This window comes from Mycobacterium sp. TKK-01-0059, assembly GCF_000709305.1.
GTDB lineage: Bacteria > Actinomycetota > Actinomycetes > Mycobacteriales > Mycobacteriaceae > Mycobacterium > Mycobacterium intracellulare.
Genome location: NZ_KL446994.1, coordinates 290,524 through 306,049 on the forward strand (window position 1 = coordinate 290,524; position 15,526 = coordinate 306,049).

Below are 15,526 nucleotides of genomic sequence, written 5' to 3' on the forward strand. Positions count from 1 at the left end.
TGGGTTAACGATAGGTTACCGGCACATGACACAGGAAACTCACAAGGGTTTGGCGCGCGCCGCGCAAATCGTTTCCGGCGCGTGGTCGGTGGGGCTGCAACGGCGTCGCCGCATCGATTCGGGCGCGGGGGCGTCCGCCGGGCACCGACAAAAGCCGTGATCAGGTTGGGCGGTCTCGCGCCCAGGAGGTTGGGCGCCGCCGGCTCTGCTTGGATTTGTGGCACCACCGCGAGTGAGGTCCGTTGATGAAATGTGTGCTGGCCGCCTACGGCAGCCGCGGTGACGTCGAACCCTGTGCCGCCGTCGCGCGGGAGCTGCAACGCCGGGGCCACGACGTCGTGATCGCGGTGCCTCCCGACAAGCTCGCCTTGGCCGAATCGGCGGGCCTTGCCGCGGTCGCCTACGGGCCCGACAGCCGCGAGCAGCTCGACACCGCCACCGACTTCATCCGCAACGTGCGGGATCCGATCAGCGCCTTGCCCCACCTCATGGACCGCGTCACCAAGATCTGGGCCGCAAAGAGCGAGACGCTCGCCCGCCTGGCGGCCGATGCCGGCCTGCTGGTAGCCGGGATGAACGAGCAACGGCTCGCCGCCAACGTCGCCGAGCGCTTCGGCATTCCGCTGGCCGCGCTGCACTTCTTCCCGGCGGCCGCCCTGGAACTCGGCTGGTTGCAGTCCCAGGTCACCAGCGCGGCCGAGGGCGCGCAACGCCAAGCGCTCGGTTTGCCCGCGCAGGCCGTGGCGTCCACGGGGCCGACGCTGGAGATTCAGGCCTATGACGCGTTGTGCGTGCCCGAGCTGGCAAAGCAATGGGCCACCCCGCAGTACCGACGGCCCTTCGTCGGTTCGCTGACGCTGGGCATGTCGGGCGAGGCCGACGACGAAGTGTTGTCCTGGATCGCCGCGGGGACGCCGCCCATCTACTTCGGGTTCGGCAGCACCCCCGTCACCTCGCCCGCCGAGACGGTCGCCGTCATCAGCGCGGCCTGCGTCCGGTTGGGCGAGCGGGCGTTGATCTGTAGCGGCCCAAACGATTTCACCGGCCTCCCGCCGGAAGATCACGTCAAGATCGTGACGGAGGTGAATCACGCCGCCGTCTTTCCGGCCTGCCGCGCGGTCGCGCACCACGGCGGGGCCGGCACCACCGCCGCGGGCCTGCGGGCCGGAGTGCCCATGCTGATTCTGTGGCTCTGGCTCGATCAGCCGATGTGGGCCGAGACCGTCAGCGCGTTGGAAGTCGGCGTGGCGCGGGCGTTCTCGGCGTCCACGTTGGACTCACTGGTCGCGGACCTGCGCTCGGTCCTGGATGCCCGCTACCTCAAACGGGCGCGCGAGGTCGCCACCCAAGTGACCGAGCCCGCCCACAGCGTTGCCCGCGCCGCCGATCTCCTCGAAGACGCTGCCCGCACGGCGCGGCCGGACTGATCGGCGCACCGGCTTGGCGGTGGTGCAAAGCCGGTCGGTCGTGTAGAAGGTTCTGGTGCACGAACCGCCGGAGGGATCATTCGACCCGTCGATGCTGCGCGAGGCGCTCATCCGGCGGATGTATCGGCGATCGTCGGCCGAGGGCCAGCTCCGGGTGCCGGCCGTGCCGGGCCTGATCGACGAGTACGTGCAATTGTGCGCCAACGTGTGCGCCACGCTGGGTGTCTGGTACACCCCCGAACAGTCCGCACAGCTGCGGTCCGCGCTGGAAACCGAGTTGGCGAAGGCGTTCAAGGCATCCCCGCGGTCCGACGTGGTCATCTCGTACCACTCCCCGTTCGGGTCGGCCGGTGTGAACTTCCGCGTCCAGGCCGACGCGCGGACGATCGAGGCCGACTACGAGCAGTGGGTTGCCGTGCGCCCGCCGCCGCTGTTCGGCACCGAACCGGACGCGCGCGTGCTGGACCTCGCCGCGCAGGCGGCCGATCCCCCCGCCTTTCGGGTGCTCGACGTCGGCGCGGGAACCGGACGCAACGCCCTGGCCCTGGCCCGCCGCGGCCACCAGGTCGATGCGGTGGAGATGACGGCGAAGTTCGCCGACGTCATCCGCGCGGAAGCCGACCGTGAAGCGTTGCGCGTGAACGTCATCCAAAGCGACGTGTTCACCGCCATGGAGGGTGCGCACGCCCGGTACCACCTGATGGTGCTCTCGGAGGTGGTGCCCGACTTCCGGACTCCCCACGAATTGCGCGGGATGTTCGAACTCGCCGCCGAATGTCTGGCCCCCGGCGGGCGCCTGGTCTTCAACACCTTCCTGGCCCGCGACGGCTACGTGCCCGACGACGCCGCGGTGCAACTCGGCCAACAGTGCAACAGCATGATCTTCACCCGGGAAGAGGTGAAGGGCGCGGCGGTGGGCCTGCCGCTCGAGCCCGTCGCCGACGACTCCGCCTACGAGTACGAGAAGGCGCGGTTGCCCGCCGAGGCGTGGCCGCCCACGGCGTGGTTCGAGGGGTGGGCCACCGGCATCGACGTGTTCGACGTCGAGCGAGACGACTGCCCGATCGAGCTGCGCTGGCTCGTCTTTGAGAAGGCGGGCTGAGCTCAGACGGTCTACGCGGTCAGATCGCGCGTCGCCGGCCCCTCCAACAAGGTGCCGTCGGGCGCGAAGCGCGATCCGTGCAGCGGGCATTCCCACGCCTTGTCGGCGTCGTTCCAATTCACGATCCCGCCGAGGTGCGGGCACACCGGCGAGACGCGATGCTCGGTGCCGTCGACGCGGCAGCGGGCCTCGAGGTGCCACGGCGGGCCGCTCACCACGCCGCCCTCCCCGTCGGGGCTGCGACGGCCGATGCGTGCCGCCGGGGTGATCCAGCCCTTGGTCAAATTGAAGCCGACCTCGAGGTTGGCCTGCAGCGCCGTCGCCAGGCCGGTCAGCTCGTGCGGACTCCAGCTGGCGAACGCGCGCGCCCAATCCATCCGCCCACCCAGCATCCGGCTCGACAGCGCCAAGGCCGCCGCGGCGCCATTGGTCATGCCCCACTTGTTGAAACCCGTTGCAACAAAGATGTTTTCATTGTTCGGCAGGATGGGGCCCACATACGGCAGGTGGTCGATCGGCGTGTAGTCCTGCGCGGACCAGAAATGGGTCTGTGCGGCGCCCGGAAAGTGCTTGCGCGTCCACGTCGCCAGCTCATCGAGCGCTTCGGAGGGGCTCTTCTCGCGGCCCACGGTGTGGCCCGCCCCACCGACGATCAGCCTTTCCCCATCCGTGACCGGCGCGTAGCGCACCGAACGTGTCGGCGAATCGGTGGTGATCATCATCGGCCGGGTGATGTTGCCGGGAACCTTGAAGGCCAGGCAGTAGGACCGGCTGGGCTTGACCCGCGCGAAGTAGCCGCCGCGATCCAGGATCGGGATCCCGGTGGCGAGCACCAGCTGGCCGGCCTGAAGTTCGACGTCCTGCTGGGCGGCGTCGTTGACGTGCACGCGCACGCCCGTGCCGCGCGTGGAGACTCGTCGCACCCGGGTGCCCTCGACCAGCCGCCCACCCCGGTTGAGCAACTCGACGGCCAACGAGTCGAGGAAGGGCATCGGATCGAACTGGGCCTGGTCGGGCAGCCGCACGCCCCCGTGGTAGTCGAACGGCACGTCGGCATCGTCTTCCCACACCGCCGGCAGGCCGGCCGCCTGACACGCCTTGAGTTCGGCGCGCGCCGACGGCACGCCGCGGGCCGACTGGGCGTAGGTGTAGGCGTCCTCGCGCTGCACCGCCACGCCGTGCGCCTCGCAGTGGCCCAGCACCCATTCCTGTCCCTCGCGATTGCCGTCGACGTACGCCCGGGCCACATCCCTGCCGTGCCGCGGCAGTACCTTCGAGAGCTGACTGCCTTGCAGCAGGCTGATTTTGGCGGTCGTGTTCCCGGTCGCGCAGGCACCCACCGTGCGCGCCTCCAGCACCAGCACGTCCTTGCCCGCGCGGGCCAGCAGAACCGCCGTCATCAGCCCGGTGATGCCGGCGCCCACGACGATGACATCGGCGGATGCGGGGCCCCGGTCAAGCGGGCTTGCCGCCCACGGGCGTTCGGTTCGGTCGGTCATCCACAAAGAAGTCACGGCTGTGCTGATACCCCAACCCGGCACGAAGAAACGCCGCGCGGGTTCACGCCCGCTTCAGCCGGGCTTTCGCCTCCGTGAGCGAGTCGGCGGCGGCTCGGCTGGCTTCCTTGGCCCACTCGTAATTGTGTTCGGCGCTACCGAGTTCGCGCTCGGCCGCCCGCAGCGCCCGCGCCGCCTCGTCGCGGCGGCGCCGGGCCTCGTCGCGCTGGGCTTCCCGCTCGGACAACCGGTCGTCGGCTTCGGCTTTGGCCCGCTCGGCCTCGGCGACCGCCGCGCGGAGCTTCTCGGCGCGCCCGCGATGGGGTTTCTCGGGCGCCGATTCCGGCGCCGCCTCCCCGAGGGCGCCGAAGCCCGACCACTGCTCGGGCCGCGTCAGTCGGCCCAGCCGCGCCCTCACCTGCGGGTCGGCGACGGCGGCTTGCAGGGTGCTGGTCAGATCCTCGCGCACGGACGCCGACGGCTGCTTCACCTCGGCGGCCCGCAGCGCGTCGCGAGTGAGTTCGTCGATGAGCTTGTGTTGCTCGACCGACAGGTCGCGGATGCGCGCGCCGTCCATCGCGGCGTGCGCCGCCCGCAACCGCTCACCGAGGTCGGCCAGGCGCTCGCGGGTGTCCTTGCGCCGCAGGGCCAGCCGGTTGACGATCCACGCCGCCGTCGTCGGCTTGGTGGCCGCCGAAATGCGTTCGGCGGCGGCGTCGTCACCGCGCTTCCTGGCCGCGGCCGTCAGCCGGGCGCGTTCGGCGGTGAACTCCTTGGGCGGCACAACATAAAGATCGTCGAGTTCCTCGTCGGCCATGAAGCCATGATCTCTCGCGAGCCGGGCGTCGGCATGATTCTTTGCGCCGGGCGTGTACCCACGGCGAGGGTCCGGCGATCTCCTCGCCCGCAATGCGCGTTCGGCCCAGGACACCTGCACGTTTACGGGCAGGGCGTCGCGGGTTATCAGGTGCACACCATGACAATCCCTTGGCCCCGCCGGCTCCTGCTGGCCGTGTTCGTCGTTGTCGGCGTGGTCGGCGCGATCCAGATCGCATCGCGGGATCATCACTCCGAAACCGCGGCGACGACGCCCGGGCCCGCGCACGTGACGTTCACCCCCGCCCCCGACGCGCACGACGTCGACCCCGTCGCTCCCGTGATGGTCAAAGCCGAGGTGGGCACCCTGGCCGGGGTCGACATGGTCAACGAGACCGGTACGTCGGTCCAGGGCGTCATGACCCCGGACAACCTGGTGTGGAAGCCCACCGTCCCGTTGGGCTACGGGCGCACCTACACACTGACGGTCACCAGTCGCGGCACCAACGGTGTTGCGGCCAAACAAGTCTCGACGTTCACGACGTTGCGACCGTCCAACCAGACCAAGGTGTCGTTCACTACCACCGCGGAGGCGCCGCTGCGCGACGGCGGCACCTACGGCGTCGGAACGGTCATCGTCGCGCACTTCGACGAGCAGATCGCCGACCGGGCGGCCGCCGAGCGACGCCTGGCCGTGACCACCACCCCGAAGGTCGAGGGCTCATGGTTCTGGGTCGACGGCCAGAACGCGCACTGGCGCCCGGAGCACTACTACGCCCCGGGCACGCAGATCACCGCCGAGGCGCAAATCTACGGAATCGCTTTGGGCGACGGGCTATTCGGGCAAGGCGACAGTCGGGTCTCGTTCCGGATCGGGGATGCGCACGTCTCCATCGCCGACGACGCCACCAAACAGATCAGCGTCTTCAACAACGGAGCACTCGTGCGCACGATGCCCACCAGCATGGGAATGGGCGGCACCGAAGATGTCGGCGGCCGCAAGATCTCGCTGTGGACCCCGCCGGGCGTGTACACCGTGCTCGACAAGGGCAATCCGGTCGTCATGGACTCCTCGACCTTCGGGTTGCCCAAGAACTCCCGGCTCGGGTATCGCGAAACCATCAACTACGCCACCAAGATCAGCACGGACGGCATCTACCTGCACGAGCTCGAAGCGACGGTGTGGGCCCAGGGGCACCGCGACACCTCGCACGGGTGCTTGAACCTCAACGCCGACAACGCGAAATGGTTCTACGACTTTTCGGTGCCCGGCGACGTGGTCGAGGTCCGCAACAGTGGCGGGCCGCCGCTGGCGCTGGAGCAGAACGGCGACTGGACGCTGAGCTGGGACCAGTGGCGCGAGGGCAGCGCGCTCAAGCCCACCTGATATTCGCGCGACGTGATCGAGACGTGACGCAGCCCATTCGTTACCCGGAATTGTGCCGCACTTCACAGGAAACTCTTGACTCGTTCCAGATAAGTGCGTCATATTGGTGCGGTGTCATCGACGGCCGATTACGCGGACAGGTTGCGGATGGCCGATCTGCGGGTCACCCGCCCCAGGGTTGCCGTGCTGGAGGTCGTGGACGCCAACCCGCACGCCGACACCGAGACGATCTTCTCGGCGGTCCGGGTGGGCCTGCCCGATGTGTCCCGACAGGCGGTGTACGACGTACTCAACGCGCTGACCGCGGTCGGCCTGGTCCGGCGCATCCAGCCGTTGGGCATGGTCGCGCGCTACGAGTCGCGGGTCGGCGACAACCACCACCACGTCGTCTGCCGGTCCTGCGGGACCATCGGCGACGTCGACTGCGCCGTCGGCGAGGCACCCTGCCTGACACCGTCGGACGACGACAACGTTCTTGATGGCTTCGTTCTCGACGAGGCCGAAGTCATCTACTGGGGCCTGTGCGCCGATTGCTCGACTGCAGGCTCCTAGATCACAGCCCGTGATCGCAGCCCGATTCACCCACCCTCGAAAGGAATGCTGTGTCATCTGATACATCCAGTAGCCGCCCACCCCAACCAGACAGCGGGACGGCTAGCAAGAGCGAAAGCGAGAACCCAGCAATCCCTTCACCCAAGCCGAAGGCGCATGCCCCGCTGACCAACCGGGACTGGTGGCCCGACCAGGTCGACGTCTCGTCGCTGCACCCGCACTCGCCGCTGTCCAACCCGCTCGGCGACGACTTCGATTACGCCGCGGAGTTCGCCAAGCTCGACGTCGAGGCGCTCAAGGCCGACATGATCTCGCTGATGACCACGTCGCAGGACTGGTGGCCCGCCGACTACGGCCACTACGGCGGCCTGTTCATCCGGATGAGCTGGCACGCCGCGGGCACCTACCGCATCCACGACGGCCGCGGCGGCGCCGGCCAGGGCATGCAGCGCTTCGCCCCGCTGAACAGCTGGCCGGACAACGCGAGCCTGGACAAGGCCCGACGGCTGCTTTGGCCGATCAAGAAGAAGTACGGCAACAAGATCTCCTGGGCCGACCTGATCACCTACGCGGGCAACGTGGCCCTGGAGTCGATGGGCTTCAAGACCTTTGGCTTCGGCTTCGGCCGCGAGGACGTCTGGGAGCCCGAAGAGATCCTCTGGGGAGAAGAGGAGGAATGGCTGGGCACCGACAAGCGCTACTCGGGTGAGCGCGAGCTCGCGCAGCCCTACGGCGCGACGACCATGGGCCTGATCTACGTCAACCCCGAAGGCCCGGAGGGCAAGCCCGATCCGATCGCCGCGGCGATCGACATCCGCGAGACGTTCGGCCGGATGGCGATGAACGACGAGGAGACCGCCGCGCTGATCGTCGGCGGGCACAGCTTCGGCAAGACCCACGGCGCCGGTGACGCCGACCTGGTGGGCCCCGAGCCGGAGGGCGCCCCGATCGAACAGCAGGGGCTGGGCTGGAAGAGCTCGTACGGCACCGGTTCGGGCAAGGATGCGATCACCAGCGGCCTCGAGGTGGTCTGGACGCCCACCCCGACGAAGTGGGACAACAGCTTCCTGGAGACGCTGTACGGCTACGAATGGGAGCTGACCAAGAGCCCCGCCGGGGCGTGGCAGTTCACCGCCAAGGACGGCGCGGGTGCGGGCACGATCCCCGACCCGTTCGGCGGTGCCGGGCGGGCCCCGACGATGCTGGTGACCGACATCTCGTTGCGGGAGTCCCCGATCTACGCCGATATCACGCGGCGCTGGTTGGACCACCCCGAGGAGCTGGCCGACGCGTTCGCCAAGGCGTGGTACAAGCTGTTGCACCGCGACATGGGCCCGATCAGCCGCTACCTGGGCCCGTGGGTCGCCGAGCCGCAGCTGTGGCAGGACCCGGTTCCGGCCGTCGACCACGAGCTGGTCGACGACAACGACGTCGCGGCGCTGAAGAAGAAGGTGCTCGACTCCGGGTTGTCCATCCCGCAGTTGGTCAAGACGGCCTGGTCGGCGGCGGCGAGCTATCGCAACACCGACAAGCGTGGCGGAGCGAACGGTGGCCGGCTGCGCCTGCAGCCGCAGCGCAGCTGGGAGGTCAACGAGCCCTCCGAGCTCGACAAGGTGCTGCCGGTGCTGGAAAAAATCCAGCAGGACTTCAACGCCTCGGCATCCGGTGGCAAGAAGATCTCGCTGGCCGACCTGATCGTGCTGGCGGGCTCGGCGGCCGTCGAGAAGGCGGCCAAGGACGCCGGCTACGAGATCTCGGTGCACTTCGCGCCGGGCCGCACCGACGCCTCGCAGGAGAGCACCGACGTGGAGTCGTTCGCGGTGCTCGAACCGCGGGCCGACGGATTCCGCAACTACATCCGGCCGGGTGAGAAGGCGCCGCTCGAGCAGCTACTGATCGAGCGGGCGTACCTGCTCGGCGTGACCGGTCCGGAGATGACGGTGCTCGTCGGCGGGCTGCGTGCCCTCGGTGCTAACCACGGCAGCAGCAAGCACGGGGTCTTCACCGACAGGCCGGGCGCGTTGACCAACGACTTCTTCGTCAACCTGCTCGACATGGGCACCGAGTGGAAGGCGTCGGAGACCGCGGAGAACGTCTACGAGGGACGCGACCGGGCTTCCGGCGCGCTCAAGTGGACCGCGACCGCGAATGACCTTGTCTTCGGCTCCAACTCGGTGCTGCGTGGACTGGTCGAGGTCTACGCCCAGGATGACGCCCACGGGAAGTTCGTGGAGGACTTCGTCGCGGCGTGGGTGAAGGTCATGAACAGCGACCGGTTCGACCTCAAGTAACACCCGGATAGCGAGCGACACCCCGCGGGCCATCGGCTCGCGGGGTGTCGTGCGTTCGGATCAGCGCGGCAGATCCCATTGCCCGTAGTCGGGCGCGAGGACGTCGTCGACGTCCACGTTGATCCCGCCGAGCAGCGGGCCCGGGTTCGACGGGCTGTTGACGACGGCCTGGTAGAGCACCGCCGCCGGTTCGCGCTCCCCGTGCGACCACGACCGCGTCTGCCACGCCCACCGGTGCCCAGGCGTGCTGGAGTTCCCGATGACGCCGTCGCGGATCGCCCAGCCGCACGCCCTGGCGTGCCCGTAGATGCCGGTGCGGCCGACGCCCAGCACCGAGTTGATCCCGCGAAACCAGTCGATGGCAACGCCATTCCAGGTGTTCTCGTCGATGTCGTCGTCGATGCTGAAGAAGATCGGCGCCGAGTCCGGTCCCCCGGCGGCGGTGTGCAGCCGCATCGCCGTTTGGGCGTCGGCGACGCCCCCGTCGTGCCCGCGGGTGCAGTCCGACGGGTCGGGCCAACCCGGCTTGCCGTACTGGAAGTTGCTGACGATCTGCAGGCCCGCCGCGCGCAGCGAGTCCGCATACGGGCGGGTGATGGGCTTCGCCTCGAAGTTCGCGCCCGGCCGCGACTCCGACACGTAATTGACCACGCCGCCGTATCCCGCGGCCTTGATCTCGTCTGGCGCGATCCGCTTCTCGGCGAAATCGATCAGGGTCAGTCCGGCGGCCGCCGCCGTCGGTCCCTCGGCCATCGCGGCCGCCAGGCTGAGGATGGTCGGGGCGAACGCGTACCTCAGGACGTCGCGTCTGGAGACAGATCGCGGCGCGTGTCCCGCCGGTGCAGCCGAATCCCGCACCGCGCGATGGTAACAAAGGCCGCGGGCCGCTCATTTTCGCCGGTCAGCACCGGCAGGCCCCCGGCCGGAAAGCCGGCGGCCCTCCGCCAGTGGCATGATCTTTGCGTGTCGGACATCCCGGGGGCCGTCTCCGCGCGAGACGGAGGATTTCGGGCTCGTTGCGCTCGCTTAGGTGATCGAACTATAGTCTGGACACATGTCCAGTTTGCTGTCACGGAGTTCGGGAGCCCGTTGACCGCGATGGATTCGGCGCCTTTCCGCGGTCATTTTCCAGCAAAGAAGAGTTGAGTATGCGAATTGCCCTGCTGTCCTACCGTAGTAAGACCCATTGCGGCGGACAGGGCGTCTACGTGCGCCATCTCAGCCACGGTCTGGTGGAACTCGGTCACGACGTCGAGGTGTTTTCCGGGCAGCCGTATCCCGACCTGCTCGACCCTCGGGTCCGGCTCACCGAGGTTCCAAGCCTTGATCTGTATCGGGAACCCGACCCTTTCCGGGTGCCGCGGCCGAGCGAAATTCGCGACTCCATCGACCTTTTGGAATTGCTGACCACGTGGACCGCGGGCTTTCCCGAACCGCGGACGTTCACGATGCGGGCCGCGCGGTTATTGGCCGAGCGGGCAGCCGATTTCGACGTCGTGCACGACAACCAGAGCCTGGGCACCGGGCTGCTCACCATTGCGGGCGCGGGACTGCCGGTGGTGGCCACCGTGCACCACCCGATCACCCGCGATCGGGTGCTGGATCTGGCCGCGGCGCGATGGTGGCGAAAACCGTTGGTGCGCCGCTGGTATGGGTTTCTGGACATGCAGCAGGAGGTCGCCCGCCACATCCCCGACCTGTTGACGGTCTCGTCGTCCTCGGCCGCCGACATCATCAGCGACTTCGGCGTCTCGCCGGACCAGCTGCACGTGGTGCCGCTCGGGGTGAACACCGAGCTGTTCAAACCGGGCTCCGGCCCGCGAGAACCGGGTCGCATCATCGCGATCGCCAGCGCCGACACCCCGCTCAAGGGCGTCCGTACCCTGTTGCAGGCGGTGGCCAGGCTGCGCACCGTTCGTGATCTCGAGTTACGGCTCGTCGCCAAGGTCGAACCCAACGGCCCGACCCACAAGCTCATCGCCGAACTCGGGATCTCCGACATCGTGCACATCACCAGCGGGCTCTCGGATGCCGAGCTCGCGGCGTTGTTCGCGTCCGCGGAGGTGGCGTGCATTCCGTCGCTCTACGAAGGGTTTTCGCTGCCGGCCGTGGAAGGCATGGCCAGCGGCACCCCGATCGTCGCCAGCCGGGTGGGCGCGCTGCCGGAAGTCCTTGGGACGGACGGCGCTTGCGCCGAGCTGGTGCCGCCCGCCGACGTGGACGCACTGACCCACGCGCTCGCCGAACTCCTGGATTCTCCGGAAAAGCGCCGCAACCTCGGCAGGGCGGGACGAACACGCGCAGTCGACGTATTCAGCTGGGAAGCCGTCGCCGCCCAGACCGTCCGGGTCTACGAGCGGGCGATCGCCCGTACCGCGCGGGGCGAGGCGACATGCTGACAGTCGATTTCGACCGGCTCGGGATCGGGCCGTCGAGCAAGGTCATCGACGTGGGTTGCGGCGCGGGCCGGCACGCGTTCGAAGCGTATCGACGCGGCGCCGACGTCGTCGCCTTCGACCGCGCCGAGGACGAATTACGGTCGGTCGACACCATTTTGCGCGCGATGGCCGACAATGGCGAGGCGCCCGCCGGAGCGTCGGCGAAGGTGGTGGTCGGGGATGCGCTCACATTGCCCTACGCCGATCAGACATTCGACTGTGTCATCGCCTCGGAGATTCTGGAGCACATACCGCAAGACGACATCGCCATCGCCGAACTGATCAGGGTGCTCAAAGTCGGTGGCACGCTGGCGGTCAGTGTGCCGCGCTGGCTGCCCGAACGCCTGTGCTGGTTGCTGTCCGACGAATACCACGCCAACGAGGGCGGCCACGTCCGCATCTACCGGGCCAACGAATTGCGGGGCAAGATCCTCGATGGCGGAATGGAATTGACACATACCCATCACGCGCATGCGCTGCACTCGCCGTTCTGGTGGCTGAAATGCGCTGTGGGCGTCTCGAACACCGACCACCGCGCGGTGACCGCCTACCACAAACTTCTGGTGTGGGATCTGATGCAGCGACCCAAGATCACCCAGCTTGCCGAGTCACTGCTCAATCCGCTGGTCGGCAAGAGCGTGGCGATGTACTTCGTCAAACAGCAGGACGCCGATAGCCAAGCGAGCGCGGGATATTCAGTTGCATCGGTCTAACCTGCCCGCGGTCGCCGGGGTGCTCACTCCCGGACAATGCCGACAGACCGCGCTGTCGATTGCCGCCGCACAGGAATCCTCGGGCGCCATCCCCTGGTTCGAGGGCGGCCACACGGACCCGTGGGATCACGTGGAGTGCGCGATGGCGCTCACCACCGCCGGGCTGCTGGAGCCCGCACGTGCGGCCTTCGACTGGAGCCGCCGCACCCAGCGGTCCGACGGCTCCTGGCCCATCCAGTTTCGGGCGGGTGTGATCGAAGACGCCAACAGCGACAGCAACTTCTGCGCCTACATCGCCGCCGGTGTCTGGCACCACGTACTGGTCACGGGCGACGCCTCGTTCGCGGCCGACATGTGGCCGGCGGTGCGCAAGGCGATCGATTTCGTCATCGACATGCAGGTCGGCAACGGTGAAATCGCTTGGGCGCGAGGCGAGGCCGGTCTGCTGCCGGAAGCCTTACTGACCGGGTGCTCCAGCGTGTATCACAGCATCCGCTGCGCGCTCGCGCTGGCGGCCTTCGTCGAGGACCCGCAGCCCGAGTGGGAATTGGCGGTGGGCAGATTGGGCCATGCCATCACCGACCATCCGGAGGCGTTCACCGAAAAAGAACGCTACTCGATGGACTGGTACTACCCCATCCTCGGCAGTGCCTTGCGGGGTCCGGCGGCGGACGCGCGCATCAAGCAGCGCTGGGACGACTTCGTCGTCGACGGTCTGGGCATCCGATGCGTCGGCGATCGCCCCTGGGTGACCGGCGCCGAGACCTGCGAGCTCGTGATGGCGCTGGATGCCCTCGGCCAGCGCTCCGAGGCTCACCGCCAGTTCGCCGCGATGCAGCACCTTCGCGAAAGCGACGGATCCTATTGGACGGGCCTGGTTTTCGCGGACGGGAAACGGTGGCCCGAGGAGCGCACCACCTGGACCGGCGCCGCGATGATCCTGGCGGCGGACGCCCTGTCGAATGCGACCGCCGGCGCGGGCATCTTCCGCGGCGACGCGCTGCCGATGGGCCTGCAGACCGACTTCGACTGCGAATGCGTCGCAACCGGGCCCGGCCGGTAGCCGGAGACTGTCCGCTACATCGGTTCCCCGAGCTGGCCGCTGACGCGTTCGAGCACGCGTAGCGATCCGGTGGCCGACACCTCCCGGAACTTCCCGGAATCGATTGCGCGACAGTAGATGTAGTACGGAGGCCGCCCACCGTCCTTGGGGTCGGGAAAGACGTCGTGGATGACCAGCGCCCCGCCGGTGGCCACCCACTTGGCCCATCCGTCGAAGTCCTGGTTCGCCGCGTCCTCGCTGTGGCCGCCGTCGATGAACAGGAACTGCAGGGGCGCCCGCCATGCCCGCGCCACCAGCGGCGACTTGCCGACAATGGTGACGACGTGGTCGTCCAGCTGGGCGGTGTCGAGGGTGCGGCGAAACGTCGGCAGGGTGTCGAACAAGCCCGTGACCTCATCGACCAGCGAGGCGTCGTGGAATTCCCAGCCGGCCTGATGTTCCTCGGAGCCGTGGTGGTGGTCGATCGTGTAGAGCACGCTCGCGGTCTGCTGCGCCGCCGCCCCCAGCAACAGGGTGGATTTGCCGCAGTACGTGCCGATCTCGACGCCGGTGCCGCCGTCGAGATAGCGCAGCGCAGCGTCGTACAGGGCGCGCCCCTCGTCGGCCGGCATGAAACCCTGTACCCGTTCGGCCAGGGCGAACAAGCGCTCGGGGGCACCCGCGTCGACGTGATCCATCAGCTGAACTTATCGCCTGGATCGGCGCCACCGTCACCGTGGTCGATGTTCGCGCTGAGCGATCACACGACGTCTGCGCGCCGGCCGGCCAGCGGGCGTGGCGGGATCGCTTTACCATCATGGGCGTGCGCGCCTTGCCTATCCGTAAATTCGCTGCCGTCGGCCTTGCCGCGGTGACCACGGCGGCCACCCTGGTGCTGGTCACCGCGGCCCTTCCGCCCGCGTCGCCGCTTGCGGCGCCATCGGCCGCCGCGGCCTGCCCGCCGGTGCAGGTCGTGTTCGCCCGCGGCCGCAACGAATCGCCCGGACCGGGTGTGCTGGGCAATGCGTTCATCAGCGCCCTGCGATCCAAGGTGAACAGGACCGTCGACGCCTATGCCGTGCGGTACCCCGCCGACACCGAGGTCGCGCAGGGCGCCAACGACATGAGCCACCACATCCAGGACATGGTCAACAGTTGCCCCGACACCCGGCTTGTGCTGGGCGGCTACTCGCTGGGCGCGGCGGTCACCGACGTCGTGCTCGCGGCGCCCATCGGCGCGTTCGGTTTCGACAGCCCCCTGCCGCCGGGTGTCGACCAGCACATCGCCGCGGTCGCGTTGTTCGGCAACGGAAGTCAGTGGGTGGGTCCGATCACCAACTTCAACCCGACCTATAACGACCGGACCATCGAGCTGTGCCACGGCGCCGATCCGATCTGCAACCCGGCCGACCCGAACACGTGGAAGCAGAACTGGCCACAGCATCTCGCAGGCGCCTACATCGACGCGGGCATGGCCAACCAGGCCGCCGACTTCGTCGCCGGCAAGCTCTGAGCCAGGCGCGCAACAGGCAACGCGACAACCGCACGTCAGGAGACCGACGATTCCCGCCGTACGTCAGCAAAGCGATAACGCACGGCGCCGCCATGAGCGGCGAAATGCCGACCGCAGCGTGTCCGACGCGCGCTGGCGAGACATTCTCAAGGGCGCCGCGCAAGTGTTCCGCCGGCAGGGATTCGCCCGGGCGCGCCTCGAAGATGTCGCCAGCGAGGTGGGCATCAACCGTGCGTCGCTCTACTACTACGTCGGCACCAAAGAGGAATTGCTGGTCGCGCTCGTCGAGCAGCCGGCTTACGAGATGACCCGGCACTGCCGGGATGCGCTCGAGTCAGACGGGCCGCCCGCGGAAAAGTTGCGTCGCGCCCTGGGTGCCTACATCGGGGACCTTGTCACCCATCCTGAGCTCTTTGTGCTGTTCGCTGAAAGTCAGTACATCGCAACCATTCCCGAAGCACAAGGCATAGTCGAAAACGCCGACGTGTACGGCAAGACGCTGCTGGCGATCATCGAAGAAGGTGTCGCGGGCGGGGCTTTCCGTTCGGATCTGGACCCGCGGCTGGTGATGCTTGGCGTTCTGGGCATGTACAACTGGATTCACCGTTGGTATGTGCCCGAAGGTCGTAGCTCGCTGACCGAGATCGGCGATAACTTCGCGGACATGGTGCTCGCCGGCTTGCGCCCCTGATCGCGGAATGGACGGATCCCTCATCCGCGCTGGCCGTGAGCTGCGTCGGCGCCGCGGT

General features: G+C 68.2%; 15 protein-coding genes. 11 read left to right on the forward strand and 4 right to left on the reverse strand.

The annotated features are described in order from the left end of the window. Positions 1–25: 25 nt before the first annotated feature. The 3 genes from K883_RS28410 (at position 26) to K883_RS20570 (ending at position 2,529) form a co-directional block, all read left to right on the forward strand. Positions 26–160, forward strand: coding sequence for a hypothetical protein (locus tag K883_RS28410; protein WP_020822526.1), 135 nt, complete (start codon positions 26–28; stop codon positions 158–160). A gap of 85 nt (positions 161–245) precedes the next feature. Further along, positions 246–1,427: a glycosyltransferase gene (locus K883_RS20565; RefSeq protein ID WP_020822527.1), complete on the forward strand. Its 1,182-nt coding sequence runs from the start codon at positions 246–248 to the stop codon at positions 1,425–1,427. 91 nt (positions 1,428–1,518) lie between these two features. Continuing rightward, positions 1,519–2,529 (forward strand): class I SAM-dependent methyltransferase, encoded by a 1,011-nt coding sequence (locus K883_RS20570; RefSeq protein ID WP_369798924.1) that lies wholly within the window; start codon positions 1,519–1,521, stop codon positions 2,527–2,529. An 11-nt stretch (positions 2,530–2,540) separates the two neighbouring features. On the opposite strand, the gene K883_RS20575 is transcribed toward K883_RS20570, so the two are convergent. Then, positions 2,541–4,028 (reverse strand): FAD-dependent oxidoreductase, encoded by a 1,488-nt coding sequence (locus K883_RS20575; protein ID WP_020822529.1) that lies wholly within the window; start codon positions 4,026–4,028, stop codon positions 2,541–2,543. A 61-nt stretch (positions 4,029–4,089) separates the two neighbouring features. Continuing rightward, entirely contained in the window at positions 4,090–4,842 is a 753-nt protein-coding gene (locus K883_RS20580) for a hypothetical protein (protein ID WP_020822530.1), read from the reverse strand. Between the two features lie 159 nt (positions 4,843–5,001). On the opposite strand from K883_RS20580, the gene K883_RS20585 reads away from it, so the two are divergent. The 3 genes from K883_RS20585 to katG all read left to right on the forward strand — a co-directional run bounded on the left by K883_RS20585 (position 5,002) and on the right by katG (position 9,071). Beyond that, entirely contained in the window at positions 5,002–6,228 is a 1,227-nt protein-coding gene (locus K883_RS20585) for a L,D-transpeptidase (RefSeq protein WP_051197819.1), read from the forward strand. Between the two features lie 111 nt (positions 6,229–6,339). After that, the gene (locus tag K883_RS20590; RefSeq protein ID WP_008256681.1) at positions 6,340–6,780 is read left to right on the forward strand and encodes a Fur family transcriptional regulator; all 441 of its coding nucleotides are present in this window, start codon (positions 6,340–6,342) and stop codon (positions 6,778–6,780) included. A 50-nt stretch (positions 6,781–6,830) separates the two neighbouring features. After that, a complete protein-coding gene (gene katG, locus K883_RS20595; protein ID WP_014711614.1) occupies positions 6,831–9,071 on the forward strand; it encodes a catalase/peroxidase HPI in 2,241 nt (746 codons plus the stop codon). A gap of 60 nt (positions 9,072–9,131) precedes the next feature. Here katG and K883_RS20600 read toward each other — a convergent pair whose 3' ends face one another. Then, entirely contained in the window at positions 9,132–9,929 is a 798-nt protein-coding gene (locus K883_RS20600) for a DUF1906 domain-containing protein (RefSeq protein WP_020822532.1), read from the reverse strand. A gap of 290 nt (positions 9,930–10,219) precedes the next feature. On the opposite strand from K883_RS20600, the gene K883_RS20605 reads away from it, so the two are divergent. Genes K883_RS20605 through K883_RS20615 form a run of 3 tightly spaced genes read left to right on the forward strand, consistent with a single transcriptional unit; the run spans position 10,220 to position 13,285 of the window. Next, a complete protein-coding gene (locus tag K883_RS20605) occupies positions 10,220–11,470 on the forward strand; it encodes a glycosyltransferase family 4 protein (protein ID WP_020822533.1) in 1,251 nt (416 codons plus the stop codon). Then, positions 11,464–12,222 (forward strand): class I SAM-dependent methyltransferase, encoded by a 759-nt coding sequence (locus K883_RS20610; protein WP_020822534.1) that lies wholly within the window; start codon positions 11,464–11,466, stop codon positions 12,220–12,222. The genes K883_RS20605 and K883_RS20610 overlap by 7 nt, the downstream gene beginning before the upstream one ends. Beyond that, complete coding sequence (locus K883_RS20615; RefSeq protein WP_036455768.1) at positions 12,209–13,285, forward strand: prenyltransferase; 1,077 nt, start codon at positions 12,209–12,211, stop codon at positions 13,283–13,285. The genes K883_RS20610 and K883_RS20615 overlap by 14 nt, the downstream gene beginning before the upstream one ends. A 14-nt stretch (positions 13,286–13,299) precedes the next feature. Here K883_RS20615 and K883_RS20620 read toward each other — a convergent pair whose 3' ends face one another. Beyond that, positions 13,300–13,962 carry a class I SAM-dependent methyltransferase gene (locus tag K883_RS20620; RefSeq protein WP_020822536.1) on the reverse strand — a complete coding sequence of 221 codons (663 nt, stop codon included), beginning with the start codon at positions 13,960–13,962 and terminating at the stop codon, positions 13,300–13,302. Between the two features lie 119 nt (positions 13,963–14,081). On the opposite strand from K883_RS20620, the gene K883_RS20625 reads away from it, so the two are divergent. Further along, positions 14,082–14,777 carry a cutinase family protein gene (locus K883_RS20625; protein ID WP_020822537.1) on the forward strand — a complete coding sequence of 232 codons (696 nt, stop codon included), beginning with the start codon at positions 14,082–14,084 and terminating at the stop codon, positions 14,775–14,777. Between the two features lie 118 nt (positions 14,778–14,895). After that, positions 14,896–15,468, forward strand: coding sequence for a TetR/AcrR family transcriptional regulator (locus tag K883_RS20630; RefSeq protein WP_008256689.1), 573 nt, complete (start codon positions 14,896–14,898; stop codon positions 15,466–15,468). Positions 15,469–15,526: the final 58 nt, after the last annotated feature.

What these genes read in the sequence shown, in the direction of transcription:
- K883_RS28410 (WP_020822526.1), top strand. Translation starts at nt 26, where the DNA reads ATGACACAGGAAACTCACAAGGGTTTGGCGCGCGCCGCGCAAATCGTT.
- K883_RS20565 (WP_020822527.1), top strand. Translation starts at nt 246, where the DNA reads ATGAAATGTGTGCTGGCCGCCTACGGCAGCCGCGGTGACGTCGAACCC.
- K883_RS20570 (WP_369798924.1), top strand. Translation starts at nt 1,519, where the DNA reads ATGCTGCGCGAGGCGCTCATCCGGCGGATGTATCGGCGATCGTCGGCC.
- K883_RS20575 (WP_020822529.1), bottom strand. Translation starts at nt 4,028, where the DNA reads ATGACCGACCGAACCGAACGCCCGTGGGCGGCAAGCCCGCTTGACCGG.
- K883_RS20580 (WP_020822530.1), bottom strand. Translation starts at nt 4,842, where the DNA reads ATGGCCGACGAGGAACTCGACGATCTTTATGTTGTGCCGCCCAAGGAG.
- K883_RS20585 (WP_051197819.1), top strand. Translation starts at nt 5,002, where the DNA reads ATGACAATCCCTTGGCCCCGCCGGCTCCTGCTGGCCGTGTTCGTCGTT.
- K883_RS20605 (WP_020822533.1), top strand. Translation starts at nt 10,220, where the DNA reads ATGCGAATTGCCCTGCTGTCCTACCGTAGTAAGACCCATTGCGGCGGA.
- K883_RS20610 (WP_020822534.1), top strand. Translation starts at nt 11,464, where the DNA reads ATGCTGACAGTCGATTTCGACCGGCTCGGGATCGGGCCGTCGAGCAAG.
- K883_RS20620 (WP_020822536.1), bottom strand. Translation starts at nt 13,962, where the DNA reads ATGGATCACGTCGACGCGGGTGCCCCCGAGCGCTTGTTCGCCCTGGCC.
- K883_RS20625 (WP_020822537.1), top strand. Translation starts at nt 14,082, where the DNA reads ATGGGCGTGCGCGCCTTGCCTATCCGTAAATTCGCTGCCGTCGGCCTT.